Below are 16,224 nucleotides of genomic sequence, written 5' to 3' on the forward strand. Positions count from 1 at the left end.
TGCCTCCTGTTATTGCCATTTACGGTGATAAGCACCCAGAGTGGTTTGGGTACCTTCGGACATTGCGCCCAGCGTTTCCATCCAGGATTTCTCTACGCTGAAGTTTTGTGGATCCGCCAGACAGCGATCGATCGCCTGGCGCCACACTTTTGCTACCTGACTGACATAAGCAGGGCTGCGCTGACGACCTTCAATTTTTACTGAGGCAATATTGGCGGCTAGCAAGTCTGGTAACAGCTCCAGCGTATTTAAACTGGTTGGCTCTTCCAGAGCGTGATACAGCTCATCTCCCACCTGATAACGCCCCTTGCACAGGGTTGGATAACCGGCATTTTCACCGTCTTTATAACGGTCGATCAGCACATCATTCAGGCGAGACTCTAAACCCTGTGGCGTTTGCTGCCAGCGCACAAAACGGGCTGGCGAACACGCACCGACGGTATTAGGGGATTCGCCGGTAAGATAAGAAGAGAGATAGCAGCGCCCTTCAGCCATAATGCACAAGCTGCCAAAGGCAAAAACCTCCAGCGGTACTGGACTGGTACGGGCCAGCTGTTTAACCTGATGCATAGAAAGTACCCGTGGTAAAACGACCCGCGCAACATCAAAATTTCGTTGGTAGAAACGAATTGCCTCTTCATTGGTTGCGGATGCCTGAACCGAGACATGACGTTCAAGATGTGGGTAACGTTCTGATGCATATTCCAGCATGGCAATGTCTGCCAGAATTAAGGCGTCGGCACCAATATCCGCTGCCTGATCCACTGCCCGTTGCCAGCGGCTATAACCGTCCGGATGGGCGAAAGTATTGATGGCGATATGCAGTTTGCGCCGATGGCGATGAACATAACTTACCGCTTCCTCAAGTTTTTTATCGGTAAAATTCAAACCGGCAAAATGACGGGCATTAGTATCATCTTTAAAGCCAATATAGACGGCATCAGCGCCGTTATCTACGGCTGCTTTCAACGCCGGTAAATTACCGGCAGGGCACAGCAGTTCCATCTTATCGTCCTGCAAAAAGTAAGAAGGTTATTAAAGCGAAGCGCTTAATAACCTATTGAAGTCGTTACCTGAATCTGTTGGCTGATTGTAATTAACCTTTTGATAACGATTTTTGATTTGAGGCAGCTTATTGCTGATTGGTCAGTTAATTATGGTGTCCCAAAGTACAGGAGCCGTAGGGAAAAGTATTTTCATTCTGAGGTTATGGCATTTAGCAGTAGATAATTTGATAATTTTTTGACCTGACTCGATGATCTCATGTCTCATTGTGGCAAAATAGCTTAATTATTTTTTGCAGGAGTCAGCCCGTGTTTGAACAACTGAGAGCCCGTTTGGTTCGTCAGGGACCTTCCCTTCTACGTTTACCAATAAAGTTAACCCCGTTTGCTTTACAGAAACAGGTTTTGCAACAGCTATTGGGTTGGCAATTTCGCCATGCATTGGCAGAAGGTGATTTAGATTTTCTTGAACAACGCTGGTTGAAAGTTGAAGTTCGCGATCTTGGCCTGCGTTGGTTTGTTACTGTGCGCGAAGGCGTATTGTTGGTGAGTGATGAGCAGCAGGAAGATGTCAGTTTTAGCGGAGATGCTAACGATTTGATTCTGATTGCAGCCCGTAAACAGGACCCGGATACACTATTCTTCCAGCGCCGTTTAGTGATTGAAGGTGATACTGAACTGGGCCTGTACGTAAAAAACCTGATGGATGCAATTGAACTGGAAAATATGCCGACTCCCCTGCGAATCGGATTACAGCAGCTGGCTGATTTTGTTGAAGCCGGTTTAAAAGAGGGCGGCGAAGAGCATTCGCGCGCACCGGCATCGTGTTAATTCGTGTTGAAATACCCGTTGATGCGGCAGGCATAAATAAGCTGTTGCGCAAAGCTTTTGCCAGTGACGGTGAAGCTGAACTGGTTAATCATCTGCGTGAAGATGGTTTGATTACGTTGGGCATTGTGGCTACTGATGATTACGGTGGTGTGGTTGGCTATGCGGCATTTAGCCCGGTGATGGTTAATGGGGAAGATCGTCAGTGGGTTGGTTTAGCGCCATTAGCCGTATCTGAAAAATACCGTGGCAAAGGTTTAGGTAAAGCATTAGTTTACGAAGGATTAGATGCGCTTAATGAATTCGGCTATGCCGCCGTTGCGGTATTAGGTGAACCAGCCTATTACGGCGCTTTAGGTTTTAAAACCGCAGCCGGGTATGGCTTACACTGCAAGTGGCCGGATACCGTTTCTGCTTTCCAAATCTATCCTTTGGCTGAAGAGTCCTTACAAGGGGTTTCCGGATTGGTAGAGTACTCCGCACCCTTTGACCGCTTTTAATGATTCAACAACATAGTTAACTGCTCTATGGAAGGCTGGTCTTTGACCAGCTTTTCTTTTTTGGCTTTAGTCAGCTGCTTTATTCGATATTCCATTTTTAATGCCTCGGAGTGCCCGGCTGTTTTAATCTGATAAACCAGTATCAGCTCTCCGGCATTTCTTAGCGCTTTAGCTCCGCTACCGGATTGATGCTGTTTAAAACGACGCTCGATGCAGGTCGTGATCCCGGTGTACAGGCGATTATCAGCGGTACGTAAGATATACAAATGCCAGTCACGGTTTTCTGCCAGGGAGTCGCTCTGTTTCACACCAGTTCCATTTTCGGTTGCTAAATCAGCATGCATATTATCAATTTTATCGTCTGAAAGCAGCGCACGGCTTTGCTGGTGCTCAGAATTACCCTTTGTGTTAACTTGGCGGCAGAATTTTATTTTCATCGTGGGATATGAATCTGATGACAACCGATCCTGAATACAGCATGAAAGCCATTTGTCGCTATCTGAAAAGAAATCATGTTGTTAGCTTATGTACCATGAGTTCCGATGAGTTGTGGTGTGCCAGCTGTTTTTATCTGTTTGATATGGAAAGTATGGGGCTAATTTTGATGTCAGAACCTCATACCCGACACGGCAAACAGGCACTGGTAAACCCTCAGGTAGCAGGTACTATTTCGGCTCAGACAAAAAACATTGCCTTAATTCAGGGTATTCAATATACCGGCCAGCTTCATTTGCTGAGTGGAGAAGATGAGCAAAATGCACGGGAAAAATATGTTCAACGTTTTCCTGTAGCCAGGCTAACTAGTGCACCTTTGTGGCGATTGAGTTTTGATGAAATCAAAATGACTGACAATAAGCTTGGGTTTGGTAAAAAGTTTTACTGGCTGCGCGATAATGCGTAATTTAGTTTGATTTATCTATTAATGTGTGTGTTTTTTTGTTGGATTCATTTTATATGTGTTATTTTTTGTTTTTATAATTGGTTTATTATAAATTTATTTTTTTTAATGCGTTTTATTACCATTTGGAATGTCTGGTATGGGAAAGGATTCATTCTGCTCTTTATCTAAGATTTGAATTGAAAATGTATTAAAAAAAAAGTTACTTTAATAAATAACATGGATTAATTTTTATGACAGAGATGTTAAACACGAAAAAATTCCTGCTGTGCAGCTTATTGCTAGCTTCAATGTTATCTAATGCAGTTGCATCTGATAAAAAATCAATAAAATTCATATCACAAATCGAAGATATTTCTGTTGGACGTGGTGTCATGACATTTGTTGATAATGATGTAAAACTTATTGCAGCCGAGAAAATAACCTTCCGTACCGAGTCACCATGCGGTGAATCTACTATAGCTGTCAATGCGAAATCGTTGGGTATGAAGGATGAAGTTTACGTTAGTCACTTAACAAATATCGCTCAGGCCGCGAAGAACGATGAGTATTATGAGATAACAATAGGCTCGTGCGATAGAGCTAAAAGATCCCAAAAACGGCAATTTATCACTAAAATTCGACCCTGTACTAGTGCAATCTGCGGAAAAAAATATATTACTAATAAGAACATAATTTGGCTGGATGAATCATTTGATCGGACCGTTAAGAGAAATGCCAGCTTTTTTATGGAAAAACCATTTATTTTCGATAAGCAAAATAATATATGGAAGATGACTGGGTGGTATGTAGATAAGGATAAAACTCAAAATGGCATCTCATCGAATAATGCCAAGAAAATTAAGGCATTTGAAGGTTATACCAATACTAAAGACTTTAGTTCTCTACAGTTTGTTTCTAAATTTACCGTTTACTACCCGTCAGGCACAATAAAATCTCAGAACAATTTTGATTCTGAAGGGAAGCTGGATGGTGAAACGAAAAATTACTTTGCAGATGGAAAACTATATCAGATAGCTATTTATAAAAACGGTAAGGTTGATGGTGTGGTTAGTACTTACCATGAAAACGGTAACATAGAGAGTAAAATGCGTTTTCATCAAGGTGTAGCGGCTGATGGGCAGTGTAATCACTATGGTCCCGATGGGCAATTAGAGCGTGAACATGCTTATCTGAATGGTAAATACGATGGTAAATATGTTGATTATTTTCCTGACGGGAAAATAGAAACGGAGTCATTTTATGCTGGAGGGAAACTCGTTGGTGAATCCAAAGCGTATTATCAGTCAGGGCAATTAAGGAGTATCTCGCGTAATAACGAAGAAGGCTATCGGGACGGTAAACAACAGAATTTTAATGAGGAAGGGACTCTCATCACTGAAAGTATCTATAAAGATAGCTTCAATTTGTCGCATAAATCTTGGTATGACAATGGTAACCGCCGTGAACAAGAACAATGGCGGCAGACTTCTGAAGGCGAAAGTGAAAAGTATGGTGATTTCAAGACGTGGTATGAAAATGGTAAGTTGAAGTCAGAAACGTCTTATTCAAAGGGACTGGCGGTATCCAATCAGGAATGGTACGAAGATGGTAATAAGAATTTTCTTTCTGAATATAAGGATGGTGAAATAGACGGAGTACTGAAAGAGTGGGATCGCGTAACAGGGAAACTAATCAAAGAAGAGCACTACGCCAAGGGTAAACAGCACGGTAGCAGTAAACGTTGGGATGCAGAAACAGGCAATCTGATTAAAGAAGAAAACTATCAAAACGGCGAATACCATGGGGCATATAAAAAGTACGATGCGAAAACCGGTAAGATAAGAGAGGAAAGGTCTTATCTTGATGGCAAATTTGATGGTCCATGGAATCAATGGGATGAAGAAACTAATCATCTCGTTAGCGAGAGTTTTTTTAAGCAGGGAAAACGTCAAGGTATACAGAAAGGATACGATAAAACAACAGGCGAATTAGCGAATGAAGTACTTTATGCTGATGATAGACCTGTCAATGGCTTACAAACCGGAAAGAATTATAAAGACGGTAAACTAACTTCCTATGACTGTTATGCGGATGGTTTCAGAAAGGCCAGCCTTAACGAACCTGATGATATAGAAAGCAGAGCTCAAAATAGCGATGCCACAGCACAGACGTTATTGGGCCAGTTCTATTTTGAATGTGGTTATTATGATGAAAGTCGAAAAGTGCTCAATCATCCAATTATTCAGTTGCGTCCTGAGGCGCTTTATCTTCAAGCCCGTATGTATATGCTTGGGAAAGGTGAACCTCTGGATCGCCAAAAATCTATCGACTTGATGTTTAAAGCTGCCGAAGGTGGTTATGTGCTGGCTCAGAAACAAGTAGGGTTATTATATATTCCTGCTGATGGGCGTATGCTTGATAAAAAGATACCAAGAGATATTAAATCCAATGCCACTTTAGCGCGTAAGTGGATTTTGGCGGCTGCTGAGCAAAATGATGTTGAATCTTTATATGTTTTAGGGGTAATGAGTGAAACTGGCGTTGGCGTTAAGAAAAACCTGCGTCAAGCTCTGGAATACTATGATCAAGCCGCTGAAGCTGGTTTTAATAGAGCATATGTTCGAAGCGTCAAAATAAGAGAAGATGCAAAAGTAAAAAGTAAAAAGTAAAAAGTAAAAAGTAATAGAGTGAGAGAGCAAAAAGAATAAATTCCCTCCGGGCGGCGTTCGCGCCGCCTAAACTTATGGTTTGAATATGCTGGTTGAAATTAATTCACTGGTGTTTCACCAGATCTATTGTTTTCTCGTTGAAAGATTGACGATGAAACAGATGGTTAGAGCGTAAAAGTATACAGATTGCGAGGTATACCGACATTTCTGTACTGAATGAAAGGTAAACTGAAGATGTGATATTTATCGCAATTTATGCACTACCTGGTTACTGCTACCGCGCCACAATAGCGATGGATCGGCTAACTCTTTAACAAATTTACCATCGATCAATACATTAATTAAATCCACTACTTGTTGCTGCTCAGGGGTGAGTTCAGACAGTAAGTATCCGGTCCAGAGCCAGATATCTTTCCCCGGGCACTCTTGTCGCACTCGTTTTACCAGTTTCAATATATCGGGAACGTTCTGCGGATGTAGCGGATCGCCGCCGGACAGGGTAAGGCCTTGACGAGAGATTCGAGTATCGTTGAGATCGGCAATAATGCGATCTTCCATTTCAGAGGTAAACAGTACTCCCGAGTTCAAACGCCATGTGCTTTTGTTGTAGCAACCAGGGCATTGATGAACACAGCCAGAGACAAACAGCGTACAGCGCGTGCCGGGGCCGTTAACAATATCGACGGGATAGTACTGGTGGTAATTCATAGTTTAAATATCTGTATCCGGGAAGCGGTTAACTTGCAGCAGAACCCGATAACATATTGGATTCTGCTGCTTGTCAGGTTAAAGCAGAGTTTTTGTTAGCTGGCCTGACTCTCGCTTTGATCTAACTGGCCATTGCCTAAATGTTTCACGCGGCGTTTTACTTCTTCCTGCTTACCGGCATTAAACGGACGGGCATCCGGGCTGCCAAGGTAACCACAAACGCGACGCGTTACTGACACTTTGGATGAGTCGTGGTTGCCGCATTTCGGACAGGTGAAGCCTTTGCTGGTGCACTCAAACTCACCAGAGAAACCACATTCGTAGCACTCATCGATTGGCGTATTAGTTCCATAGTAAGGAACACGGCTGTAGCTATAATCCCATACGTCTTCCAGTGCTTTCAGGTTGTGCTGAATGTTTGGATATTCGCCATAACAAATGAAACCACCGTTAGCCAATGGCGGGTAAGGTGCTTCAAAGTCGAGCTTGTCATATGGATTAACTTTTTTCTCAACGTCCAGATGGAAGCTGTTGGTGTAATATCCTTTATCGGTCACATCTTCAATAACGCCAAACTCAGTAGTATCTAAACGACAGAAGCGGTTGCACAGGTTTTCACTTGGTGTGCTGTACAGGCTGAAACCGTAACCGGTCTCTTTTTTCCACTCTTCGGTAGCTACTTTCAGGCGTTGAACGATTTCCACACCTTTGTCGCGCAGTTGCTGGCTATCGTAAGGATGCACTTTATTACCAAACAGCGCATTTACCGTTTCGTGAATACCAATGTAGCCCAATGAAATAGAGGCGCGACCATTTTTGAAAATCTCTGAAATGTTGTCATCAGCTTTCAAACGTACGCCGCAGGCACCTTCCATATACAGAATGGGTGCAACACGCGCTTTAATACCGTCAAGGCGTTCGATACGCGTCATCAGGGCGCGTTTAGCCAGCGTCAGGCGTTGCTCCAGAATTTGCCAGAAGCGGGATTCATCCCCACGTGCTTCCAGCGCAATACGCGGCAGGTTAAGGCTGATAACACCAAGGTTATTACGACCATCGTGGATTTGCTCGCCGTTCTCTTCATAAACGCCGAGGAAGCTACGACAGCCCATTGGGGTTTTAAATGAACCGGTAACTTTTACCACCTGATCGTAGTTAAGAATATCCGGGTACATCCGCTTAGAAGCACATTCTAATGCTAGTTGTTTAATATCGTAGTTAGCATCACCGAATCTATGGTTAATCCCATCTTTAATTGCAAATACCAGTTTAGGGAACACCGCGGTTTTATGGTTTTTTCCTAACCCGGCAATACGATTTTTCAGAATAGATTGTTGAATCATACGAGATTGCCAACTGGTACCCAGACCAAAGCCAAAGGTAACAAATGGCGTCTGACCATTGGCGGTATGAAGGGTATTTACTTCATATTCCAGTGACTGGAAGGCGTCGTAGCACTCTTTTTCCGTTCTGGATTGAGCGTACTCGTCTGCATTCGCAATATTCCACTCTAACGCCACTTTTTTATGTTTGTTATAGCTTTCTGTGACAAATGGCGCGAGTACTTCATCGATACGGTTAATGGTGGTGCCACCATAAATATGGCTGGCGACCTGAGCGATGATTTGAGCCGTTACTGCGGTAGCGGTAGAAATAGATTTTGGCGGCTCAATTTCTGCATTGCCCATCTTGAACCCGTTGGTCAACATGCCTTTCAGATCGATAAGCATGCAGTTAAACATGGGGAAGAAGGGGGAATAGTCCAGATCGTGATAATGGATTTCGCCACGCTCATGGGCCATGACAATATCGCGAGGCAACAGATGCTGTTTGGCATAATGTTTAGCCACGATACCGGCTAACAGATCGCGTTGGGTTGGGATAACTTTACTGTCTTTGTTGGCGTTCTCATTGAGCAGGGCGAGATCGCTTTGCTCAACCAGACCTTGAATCTCTTGGTTCAGACGACCACGTTTCTCCCGTGAAATATCACGATCGTGGCGGTATTCGATATAGGTACGGGCCAGCGTCTTGTAGTTACCGCTCATTAGCTGGTTTTCTACTGCCTGCTGGATCTCATTAATATCAACAGCGGTTCGGCCTTCCATTTGCTCTGAAACTGCTTTTGCTACGTCGGCACAATAGTCGTCGTCGTAGATATTGGCGGCAGTGGCTGCACGTACAATCGCTTCCTTGATTCGTACTTCATCAAAAGGCACTTTGCAGCCATCACGTTTAATCACAACTGGTTTCACTATTGACTCCTTCACTAGCTGACTGTTTAGTCTTCTTTATTCGTAGTTATCCACAAGAAATACTACCTCCGGGGAGGGGGTTCTTGTGGATGGAATGTGGATAAATCACTATATATAGGCGTGTTCGAAATTGCGTACACTATATATTGTATCTAGCACAAATAAAAGCCGATTTATTTGACGAAGAACAAGGAATTGATTACTTGCTCATTCTTCAGGCGAAAATAATCGGAAAAAGTGTGTTTTTTCATCAAATCTATTGTTATTAATTTCAGTGCATTGGTAATAATTACGTAAGTGATTACTATTTGTCCGTGATTCAGCGTAATAAAACGGTATAATTCCCGGCCTGCCGTATCGTCGGTTCCCCTAATAACGTTTAAATGAGTTTTCTATGAGTAGCAGCATTAGTCTGATCCAGCCTGAACGTGACCTGTTTTCCTACACGCCTTACTGGGCGGAGTGTTTTGGCACGGCGCCCTTTTTGCCGATGTCCCGCGAGGAGATGGACACATTAGGTTGGGATAGCTGTGACATTATTATCGTGACCGGCGATGCTTATGTTGACCATCCCAGTTTTGGTATGGCGATTGTCGGGAGAATGCTGGAAGCTCAGGGGTTTCGTGTAGGCATCATTGCTCAGCCCGACTGGACTAATAAAGACGATTTTATGCGGCTTGGAAAACCTAATTTGTTTTTCGGGGTAACCGCAGGAAACATGGATTCCATGATTAACCGCTATACCGCCGATCGACGTATGCGCCATGATGATGCCTATACGCCGGATAACATTGGCGGTAAGCGGCCGGATCGCGCTACGCTGGTGTATACCCAACGTTGTAAAGAAGCCTATAAAGAGGTTCCGGTAATTCTTGGTGGAATTGAAGCCAGCCTGCGTCGTATTGCTCATTATGACTACTGGTCTGATACGGTGCGCCGTTCTGTTTTGGTGGATTCAAAGGCAGATATGCTGGTGTATGGCAATGGTGAACGACCAATGGTTGAACTGGCTCACCGTCTGGCTGCCGGAGAAGCAATCGCCGATATTCAGGATGTACGTAACACCGCGTTAATGCGTAAAGGGCCTTTGCCGGGCTGGTCAGGGGTAGACTCTACCCGACTGGATAAGCCGGGACGTATCGATCCTATCCCTCATCCTTATGGTGATGACCTGCCTTGTGTTGATGAAGACAGCCCGTTTGCTCCCGAAAAACAGCCGGTGGCAAAAGCGGTTATCGTTCAACCCGCTAAACCAAAGCCATGGGAAAAAACGTACGTTTTGCTGCCGTCTTATGAAAAGGTGAAAGCTGATAAAATCATGTATGCCCATGCCTCACGTATTTTGCATCATGAGACTAACCCAGGTTGTGCCCGGGCATTATTACAAAAACATGGGGATCGCTATGTGTGGATTAATCCACCGGCTATTCCCCTGTCGACGGAAGAGATGGACAGCGTATTTGCGCTGCCATATCAGCGAGTTCCTCATCCTGCTTATAACGGTCAGAAACTACCTGCGTATGAGATGATCCGTTTCTCCGTTAACATTATGCGCGGCTGCTATGGCGGTTGCTCATTCTGTTCGATTACCGAACACGAAGGGCGCATCATTCAGAGTCGCTCAGAAGATTCGATTATTCGTGAAATCGAAGAGATCCGCGATAGCGTACCGGGCTTTACCGGTATTATTTCAGACCTCGGCGGGCCAACGGCCAACATGTATATGCTACGTTGTCAGTCGCCAAGAGCTGAGCAGACCTGTCGCCGGGCTTCCTGTGTTTATCCTGAAATTTGTCAGCATATGGATACTAACCATGAGCCGACCATCAAACTCTATCGTCGGGCCAGAGATTTAAAAGGGATCAAAAAGATCCTGATTGCTTCCGGCGTTCGTTACGATTTGGCGGTGCAGGATCCCCGCTATATTAAGGAACTGGCAACCCATCACGTTGGTGGCTATTTGAAGATAGCGCCGGAACATACGGAAAAAGGGCCGCTATCCAAGATGATGAAGCCTGGTATGGGCAGCTACGATCGTTTTAAAGAGCTGTTTGATACCTACTCTAAACAGGCTGGTAAAGAGCAATACCTTATTCCTTATTTCATCTCGGCTCATCCAGGTACTGAAGATGAAGACATGGTCAATCTGGCGCTGTGGCTGAAGAAGAACCGCTTTCGTCTGGATCAGGTACAAAACTTCTATCCGTCGCCGTTAGCCAATTCAACCACCATGTATTACACCGGTAAGAACCCGTTATCAAAAGTGGACTATAAAAGCGAAGACGTCACCATTCCAAAAGGGGATCGTCAACGCCGGTTACAAAAAGCACTGCTGCGCTATCACGATCCGGCTAACTGGCCATTGATTCGCACCGCACTGGAAGAGATGGGATTAAAACATCTGATAGGTAGCCGCCGTGATTGTCTGGTACCCGCGGCAACCATTGAAGAGCAAAGAGCGGCTAAACGTAATTTGCGTCAGACGCGCCCTGCGTTAACCAAACATACGGATATTACTCGCCAGAGAGATCCGGCAAAAGGGCAGCAATCCGCAGAAACCGCGCATAAGCCAACCAATAAAGCGAAAAGCGTTAAACCACAAGGCGGTAAGCAGGAAACGGCACCTTCTGCGAAAGGTGGAAAATCGAAGAGTTCAGTCAGGAAAAAGCCGTCTTTTTAAGGACTGAAATTTGTGAGGCGGGTGAATATTACATTCACCCGCTTAAATAAAAAGTAGTCTGAATAACTTATCGGTTGCCCGATGAGGTTTTTGAACGGCTATCGGTTTTAAATGTAAAACGCGATCTTGTCTTTTGTCGATGCTCGTCAGTTTCGTTCGGTGAAACCGAATTTGAGCGGATATCGGTCAGCGTTGTTAGTCTTGGCAGCGAAAAATCTGCCAGCCCCAGCATGTTGGCTCGAAAGCAGGATAAGTTCATAGCATCCCCCCGTAAATATCTTAACCACACCTGTTAACTATAGGACAGGCTAATCCATCTGTCCGTTTTTGCTGTCACATTCCCGTCAAATGTTATCTATCAATACAAGGCCAGAGCTACAGACCGTTTGTTAGCGATAGTCAGAAAATGGTCATCATAAAACCGGATGAATTCGGTTTTTTTCTGGTTTTTCACTTTCCGCTCATTTTGTGATCTCACACAAATAAGGTAATGAAAGAATTTTCATAAAAATAATATCCAGCTGAATAAGGAGTAACTCATTTTTTTTCTGATTAATGACTTATTTATGCAATTTTTTTCAAAAAAATCCGTTGAGGCATAACTTTTTTTATCGTTAGCTAACGTCAATTACCTGTGACTATTGCTAACTATAAAGACGAACATCATGAAAACACTAAAGAACTGGACGTTGCAGCAACAGCTCCCCGATCGTATCGAACTCAATGTTGATAATCGCCATTGCTTTTGTCTGTATGTGCTGGAGTCAGATCTATTTCGGGTTTTGATCAAGCAAAATAACCAATTAGCTCTGGACCGTACCTGGACGATAGCACCGGATAGTGACACCCCATGGGAAGGTCGCTCCAGGCTGAGCTGTGAGGGATTCTCTCTGCCCGGCTATCAGTTGGAGCAACAGGATGAATGGCTACGCGTGAGTACCGATAAACTGCGGGTTACTATTCATCAACCGTTATGGCTGGAGTGGGAATACAAAACTGAAAATGGCGACTGGCAGCAGCTGGCGGCCGACCGTCCTACCAGCGCCTATTTATTAAACGCTCATGGCGATGGTGTTGCTCATTACCAGCGTCGTTATGGCAATGAACAATTTTATGGGTTAGGGGAAAAGGCGGGTGACTTGAATCGCAATGGTCGCCGGTTTGAAATGCGTAATCTTGATGCTATGGGTTATAACGCGGCCTCTACCGATCCGCTGTATAAGCACATCCCATTTACCATCACTCGTCGTAATGACGTTAGTTTTGGCTTGTTTTACGATAACCTGAGTAGTTGCTGGCTGGATTTGGGGAACGAGCTGGATAACTATCATCTGCCATATCGCCGCTATCAGGCTGAGGCTGGAGATTTAGATTACTATCTGTTCCTTGGTCCTAAGGTATTGGACGTTACTAAAAAGTTTGTCCAACTAACGGGAAAAACCTTCTTTGGACCCAAATGGAGTCTGGGTTACAGTGGCTCAACCATGCACTACACCGATGCACCAGATGCTCAGCAACAGCTGCAAAAGTTCATCACATTATGCAGTGAGCACCAGATCCCTTGTGACTCTTTCCAGCTTTCGTCCGGCTATACCTCCATTAACAATAAACGCTACGTATTTAACTGGAACTACGACAAAGTACCTCAGCCAAAAATGTTGAGTCAGGCATTTCATCAGGCTGGCTTGAAGCTGGCTGCGAATATCAAACCTTGTCTGCTGCAAGATCACCCTAAATATCAGGAGGTGGCGAAAGCGGGTTTATTTATTCGTGACTCTGAGTCCGACTCGCCGGAGCGTTCAGTTTTCTGGGATGATGAGGGTTCTCATCTTGATTTTACTAACCCACAAGCTATTCAGTGGTGGCAGGGAAATGTCACTCAACAACTGTTGGAAATGGGCATAAATTCAACCTGGAACGATAATAACGAGTATGAAGTATGGGATGGCGAAGCGGTTTGCCACGGCTTTGGTCGCCCGATTGCGATTAAGCATATTCGTCCGGTCATGCCGCTGCTGATGTGTCGTTCTTCTATGGAAGCACAGCAGAAATTTGCTCCGGAAAAACGACCTTATCTGATCTCCCGTTCTGGCTGTGCCGGTATGCAACGCTATGTGCAGACGTGGAGTGGAGATAACCGCACCAGTTGGCAGACCTTGCGCTATAACACGCGTATGGGCGTAGGTATGAGCTTGTCCGGATTGTATAACGTGGGGCATGATGTCGGAGGATTCTCCGGTGACCGTCCGGATGCAGAACTGTTTGTGCGTTGGGTACAAAATGGTGTGATGCATCCACGATTTACCATCCATTCATGGAATGATGACCACACGGTTAATGAACCCTGGATGTATCCGGAAGCCACTCCCGCTATCCGTGATGCTATCAACTTGCGGTATCGCCTGCTGCCGTACTTCTATAATCTGCTGTGGCAAGCCCATCGTGACGATGAGCCAATGTTGCGTGCTACTTTTCTGGACCATGAGCATGACATCAATACGTTCAGCGAGACCGATGATTTCCTGATTGGTAAAGACCTGCTGGTGGCCAGTGTGGTAGAGCAGGGCCAGCGTGAACGTCCGGTCTATTTGCCTGATAATCAGAGTGGCTGGTACTGTTTCTATACAGGTCAGTGGTATAAAGGTGGACAAAAAATTGTGCTGCCAGCTCCATTGAAATGTTTGCCATTGTTAGTGAAAGCGGGCGCAGTATTACCGCTATCGACTCATATTGGTTCTACTCAATTGGTTAAGCAAGAAGTCCGCGAACTGCATATCTACCCTCTGGTAGCTGCAGGAGAGACTAGTGGTGAAATCTTCGAAGATGATGGTGAAAGCTTTGGTTATCGGGATGGTAAAGCCCTGTGGCTGAACTGGACGTTAACCAGTGATACAAACCGCATTAACCTGAAAATTGAGGCTAAAGGCAGCTATGTTCCAGTGTGGGATACTCTGAAGATGGTATTACCGCAGGGAGAAAAGCGTAGCCTGTATGTCAATGGTCAAGCCGTTGAAGAGATAACGCTATCGTCGTTGAGGTAAGATTGCCGATCGTTGAAATGGAAATGGCGCCTTATGGCGCCATTTTAGTTTATGAATAGGCTTGTCTATGTCATTTACAGTGGATATTCCGGTCGTAAATACAATTTACTTATATCATTATTGTGCCCGGCCGGAAGGGCCATATGCTTAGCTGTGGGGTGCGTCGGGCTTAGGCTGCCTACGGCAGTTATGAAACACCTTGCGGTGTTTCACCCTTCGGGCCAGCGCAGGCGCTGTTCAAACAGGCTTTGCCTGTTTGTCGTTGGCTTACGCCAAGTCGACCCCCACGACACCTTCTCCCTCCGATTGGCTATGTTAAGACATAAAACAAAGACATTTGATTTTGCCAGCAAAAAGAAATGGCTCCGTACGGAGCCATTTGAGATATCAGAAAATCAACCTATTACTTAAGATCGTTAAAGAAAGTGCGCTTTAGCGCTAACTCTACACCACGTATTTCTGCCAGACCTTTCAGGCGACCGATGGCGGAATAACCCGGGTTGGTTTTCTTTTTCAGATCGTCCAGCATCTGGTGACCATGGTCCGGGCGCATTGGAATTTTACGCATATCACCGGTTTTTTGACGGCGAGACTCTTCTTCCAGAATGGCTTTTACTACTGAATACATATCTACATCGCCATCTAAATGCGCGCCTTCATGGAAGGTTTTTGGATTGCCTTCACGGCAGGTTGAGCGTAAATGGGTAAAGTGGATACGGTCTCCAAAGGTTTCGATCATTCTGACTAAATCGTTGTCAGCCCGTACGCCATAAGAGCCGGTACACATGGTGAAACCATTATGAATACTGTCGACGGTCTCTTTTAGCCATTGCATATCTTCAATGGTGGAAACAATACGTGGCAGACCTAAAATTGGACGCGGCGGATCGTCAGGATGTACCGCCAGACGCAAGCCACAGGCTTCGGCTACCGGAACAATCGCCTTCAGGAAGTAAGCCATATGCTCGCGTAGCTTCGCTTTATCAATACCATCATAGGTAGCGAGGTGCTTACGGAATTGCTCTAGGGTATAACCCTCTTCAGCACCCGGCAAACCGGCGATAATATTGCGTACCAGTTTATCAATATCAGCCTGACTCATGGCGTCATAATAGGTTTTAGCCTGAGCGATTTCTTCCACCGTGTAGTCAGCTTCTGCTCCCGGGCGCTTTAGCATATGCAACTCAAAGGCAGCGAAAGCGATTTGGTCAAAGCGCAGGGCTTTGGAACCATCAGGTAACACATATTCCAGATCGGTACGCGTCCAGTCTAATACCGGCATAAAGTTGTAGCAGACGGTATCAATACCGCAGACTGCCAGATTACGAATAGATTGCTGATAATTAGCGATATGCTGCTTATAGTTACCGGTCTGAGTTTTGATCTCTTCGTGGACAGGAATACTTTCTACCACTGACCAGACTAATCCTTTCTCTTCAATCACCTTTTTGCGTTTTTCGATCTCTTCGACACTCCAGACGTCACCGTTTGGAATATGATGCAATGCAGTGACAATACCGGTTGCTCCGGCCTGACGAATATCATCTAAAGAAACCGGGTCATTAGGACCATACCAACGCCATGTTTGTTCCATATATAAATACCTTCAAATCAGGGTGTTAAAGACAGCAGCAACCCCGCCATAAATAGCGTATAAAC

General features: G+C 44.9%; 12 protein-coding genes. 6 read left to right on the forward strand and 6 right to left on the reverse strand.

What is annotated here, in order from left to right; all coding sequences use genetic code 11:
* Window positions 1-9: 9 nt before the first annotated feature.
* Window positions 10-1,005 carry a ubiquinone anaerobic biosynthesis protein UbiU gene (gene ubiU / locus EKN56_RS02270; RefSeq protein ID WP_130590321.1) on the reverse strand — a complete coding sequence of 332 codons (996 nt, stop codon included), beginning with the start codon at window positions 1,003-1,005 and terminating at the stop codon, window positions 10-12.
* Window positions 1,006-1,313: 308 nt separating this feature from the next.
* On the opposite strand from ubiU, the gene ubiT reads away from it, so the two are divergent.
* Window positions 1,314-1,835 (forward strand): ubiquinone anaerobic biosynthesis accessory factor UbiT, encoded by a 522-nt coding sequence (gene ubiT / locus EKN56_RS02275; protein ID WP_130590322.1) that lies wholly within the window; start codon window positions 1,314-1,316, stop codon window positions 1,833-1,835.
* A complete protein-coding gene (locus tag EKN56_RS02280; RefSeq protein WP_130590323.1) occupies window positions 1,829-2,332 on the forward strand; it encodes a GNAT family N-acetyltransferase in 504 nt (167 codons plus the stop codon). Before ubiT ends, EKN56_RS02280 begins: the two co-directional genes overlap by 7 nt.
* Here EKN56_RS02280 and EKN56_RS02285 read toward each other — a convergent pair.
* A complete protein-coding gene (locus tag EKN56_RS02285; RefSeq protein ID WP_130593565.1) occupies window positions 2,329-2,676 on the reverse strand; it encodes a GIY-YIG nuclease family protein in 348 nt (115 codons plus the stop codon). The two genes, EKN56_RS02280 and EKN56_RS02285, sit on opposite strands and share 4 nt — an antisense overlap.
* Before the next feature lie 110 nt (window positions 2,677-2,786).
* On the opposite strand from EKN56_RS02285, the gene EKN56_RS02290 reads away from it, so the two are divergent.
* Both EKN56_RS02290 and EKN56_RS02295 read left to right on the forward strand, forming a co-directional pair.
* Entirely contained in the window at window positions 2,787-3,233 is a 447-nt protein-coding gene (locus EKN56_RS02290; protein ID WP_246019942.1) for a YhbP family protein, read from the forward strand.
* Window positions 3,234-3,463: 230 nt separating this feature from the next.
* Window positions 3,464-5,881 (forward strand): SEL1-like repeat protein, encoded by a 2,418-nt coding sequence (locus tag EKN56_RS02295; protein ID WP_130590324.1) that lies wholly within the window; start codon window positions 3,464-3,466, stop codon window positions 5,879-5,881.
* Between the two features lie 243 nt (window positions 5,882-6,124).
* On the opposite strand, the gene nrdG is transcribed toward EKN56_RS02295, so the two are convergent.
* Together nrdG and nrdD are read right to left on the reverse strand one after the other, a co-directional pair.
* The gene (gene nrdG, locus EKN56_RS02300) at window positions 6,125-6,589 is read right to left on the reverse strand and encodes an anaerobic ribonucleoside-triphosphate reductase-activating protein (protein WP_130590325.1); all 465 of its coding nucleotides are present in this window, start codon (window positions 6,587-6,589) and stop codon (window positions 6,125-6,127) included.
* Between the two features lie 95 nt (window positions 6,590-6,684).
* The gene (gene nrdD, locus EKN56_RS02305; RefSeq protein ID WP_130590326.1) at window positions 6,685-8,844 is read right to left on the reverse strand and encodes an anaerobic ribonucleoside-triphosphate reductase; all 2,160 of its coding nucleotides are present in this window, start codon (window positions 8,842-8,844) and stop codon (window positions 6,685-6,687) included.
* A gap of 394 nt (window positions 8,845-9,238) precedes the next feature.
* Here nrdD and EKN56_RS02310 point away from each other — a divergent pair, with 394 nt between their 5' ends.
* Window positions 9,239-11,524, forward strand: coding sequence for a YgiQ family radical SAM protein (locus EKN56_RS02310; protein WP_130590327.1), 2,286 nt, complete (start codon window positions 9,239-9,241; stop codon window positions 11,522-11,524).
* A gap of 67 nt (window positions 11,525-11,591) precedes the next feature.
* On the opposite strand, the gene EKN56_RS02315 is transcribed toward EKN56_RS02310, so the two are convergent.
* Window positions 11,592-11,783 carry a hypothetical protein gene (locus EKN56_RS02315; RefSeq protein WP_130590328.1) on the reverse strand — a complete coding sequence of 64 codons (192 nt, stop codon included), beginning with the start codon at window positions 11,781-11,783 and terminating at the stop codon, window positions 11,592-11,594.
* 406 nt (window positions 11,784-12,189) lie between these two features.
* Here EKN56_RS02315 and EKN56_RS02320 point away from each other — a divergent pair, with 406 nt between their 5' ends.
* Window positions 12,190-14,565, forward strand: a complete 2,376-nt coding sequence (locus tag EKN56_RS02320; protein WP_130590329.1) for a glycoside hydrolase family 31 protein — start codon at window positions 12,190-12,192, stop codon at window positions 14,563-14,565.
* Window positions 14,566-14,968: 403 nt separating this feature from the next.
* Here EKN56_RS02320 and uxuA read toward each other — a convergent pair whose 3' ends face one another.
* A complete protein-coding gene (uxuA, locus tag EKN56_RS02325) occupies window positions 14,969-16,159 on the reverse strand; it encodes a mannonate dehydratase (protein WP_130590330.1) in 1,191 nt (396 codons plus the stop codon).
* Window positions 16,160-16,224 lie beyond the last annotated feature (65 nt).

It is taken from the genome of Limnobaculum zhutongyuii, from assembly GCF_004295645.1.
Lineage (GTDB): Bacteria > Pseudomonadota > Gammaproteobacteria > Enterobacterales > Enterobacteriaceae > Limnobaculum > Limnobaculum zhutongyuii.

Bases quoted from the DNA above. Each gene is read 5' to 3' on its own strand.
- EKN56_RS02285 (WP_130593565.1), bottom strand. From the start codon at position 2,676: ATGCATGCTGATTTAGCAACCGAAAATGGAACTGGTGTGAAACAGAGC.
- ubiU (WP_130590321.1), bottom strand. From the start codon at position 1,005: ATGGAACTGCTGTGCCCTGCCGGTAATTTACCGGCGTTGAAAGCAGCC.
- EKN56_RS02290 (WP_246019942.1), top strand. From the start codon at position 2,787: ATGACAACCGATCCTGAATACAGCATGAAAGCCATTTGTCGCTATCTG.
- nrdG (WP_130590325.1), bottom strand. From the start codon at position 6,589: ATGAATTACCACCAGTACTATCCCGTCGATATTGTTAACGGCCCCGGC.
- EKN56_RS02310 (WP_130590327.1), top strand. From the start codon at position 9,239: ATGAGTAGCAGCATTAGTCTGATCCAGCCTGAACGTGACCTGTTTTCC.
- uxuA (WP_130590330.1), bottom strand. From the start codon at position 16,159: ATGGAACAAACATGGCGTTGGTATGGTCCTAATGACCCGGTTTCTTTA.
- EKN56_RS02320 (WP_130590329.1), top strand. From the start codon at position 12,190: ATGAAAACACTAAAGAACTGGACGTTGCAGCAACAGCTCCCCGATCGT.
- EKN56_RS02315 (WP_130590328.1), bottom strand. From the start codon at position 11,783: ATGAACTTATCCTGCTTTCGAGCCAACATGCTGGGGCTGGCAGATTTT.
- EKN56_RS02295 (WP_130590324.1), top strand. From the start codon at position 3,464: ATGACAGAGATGTTAAACACGAAAAAATTCCTGCTGTGCAGCTTATTG.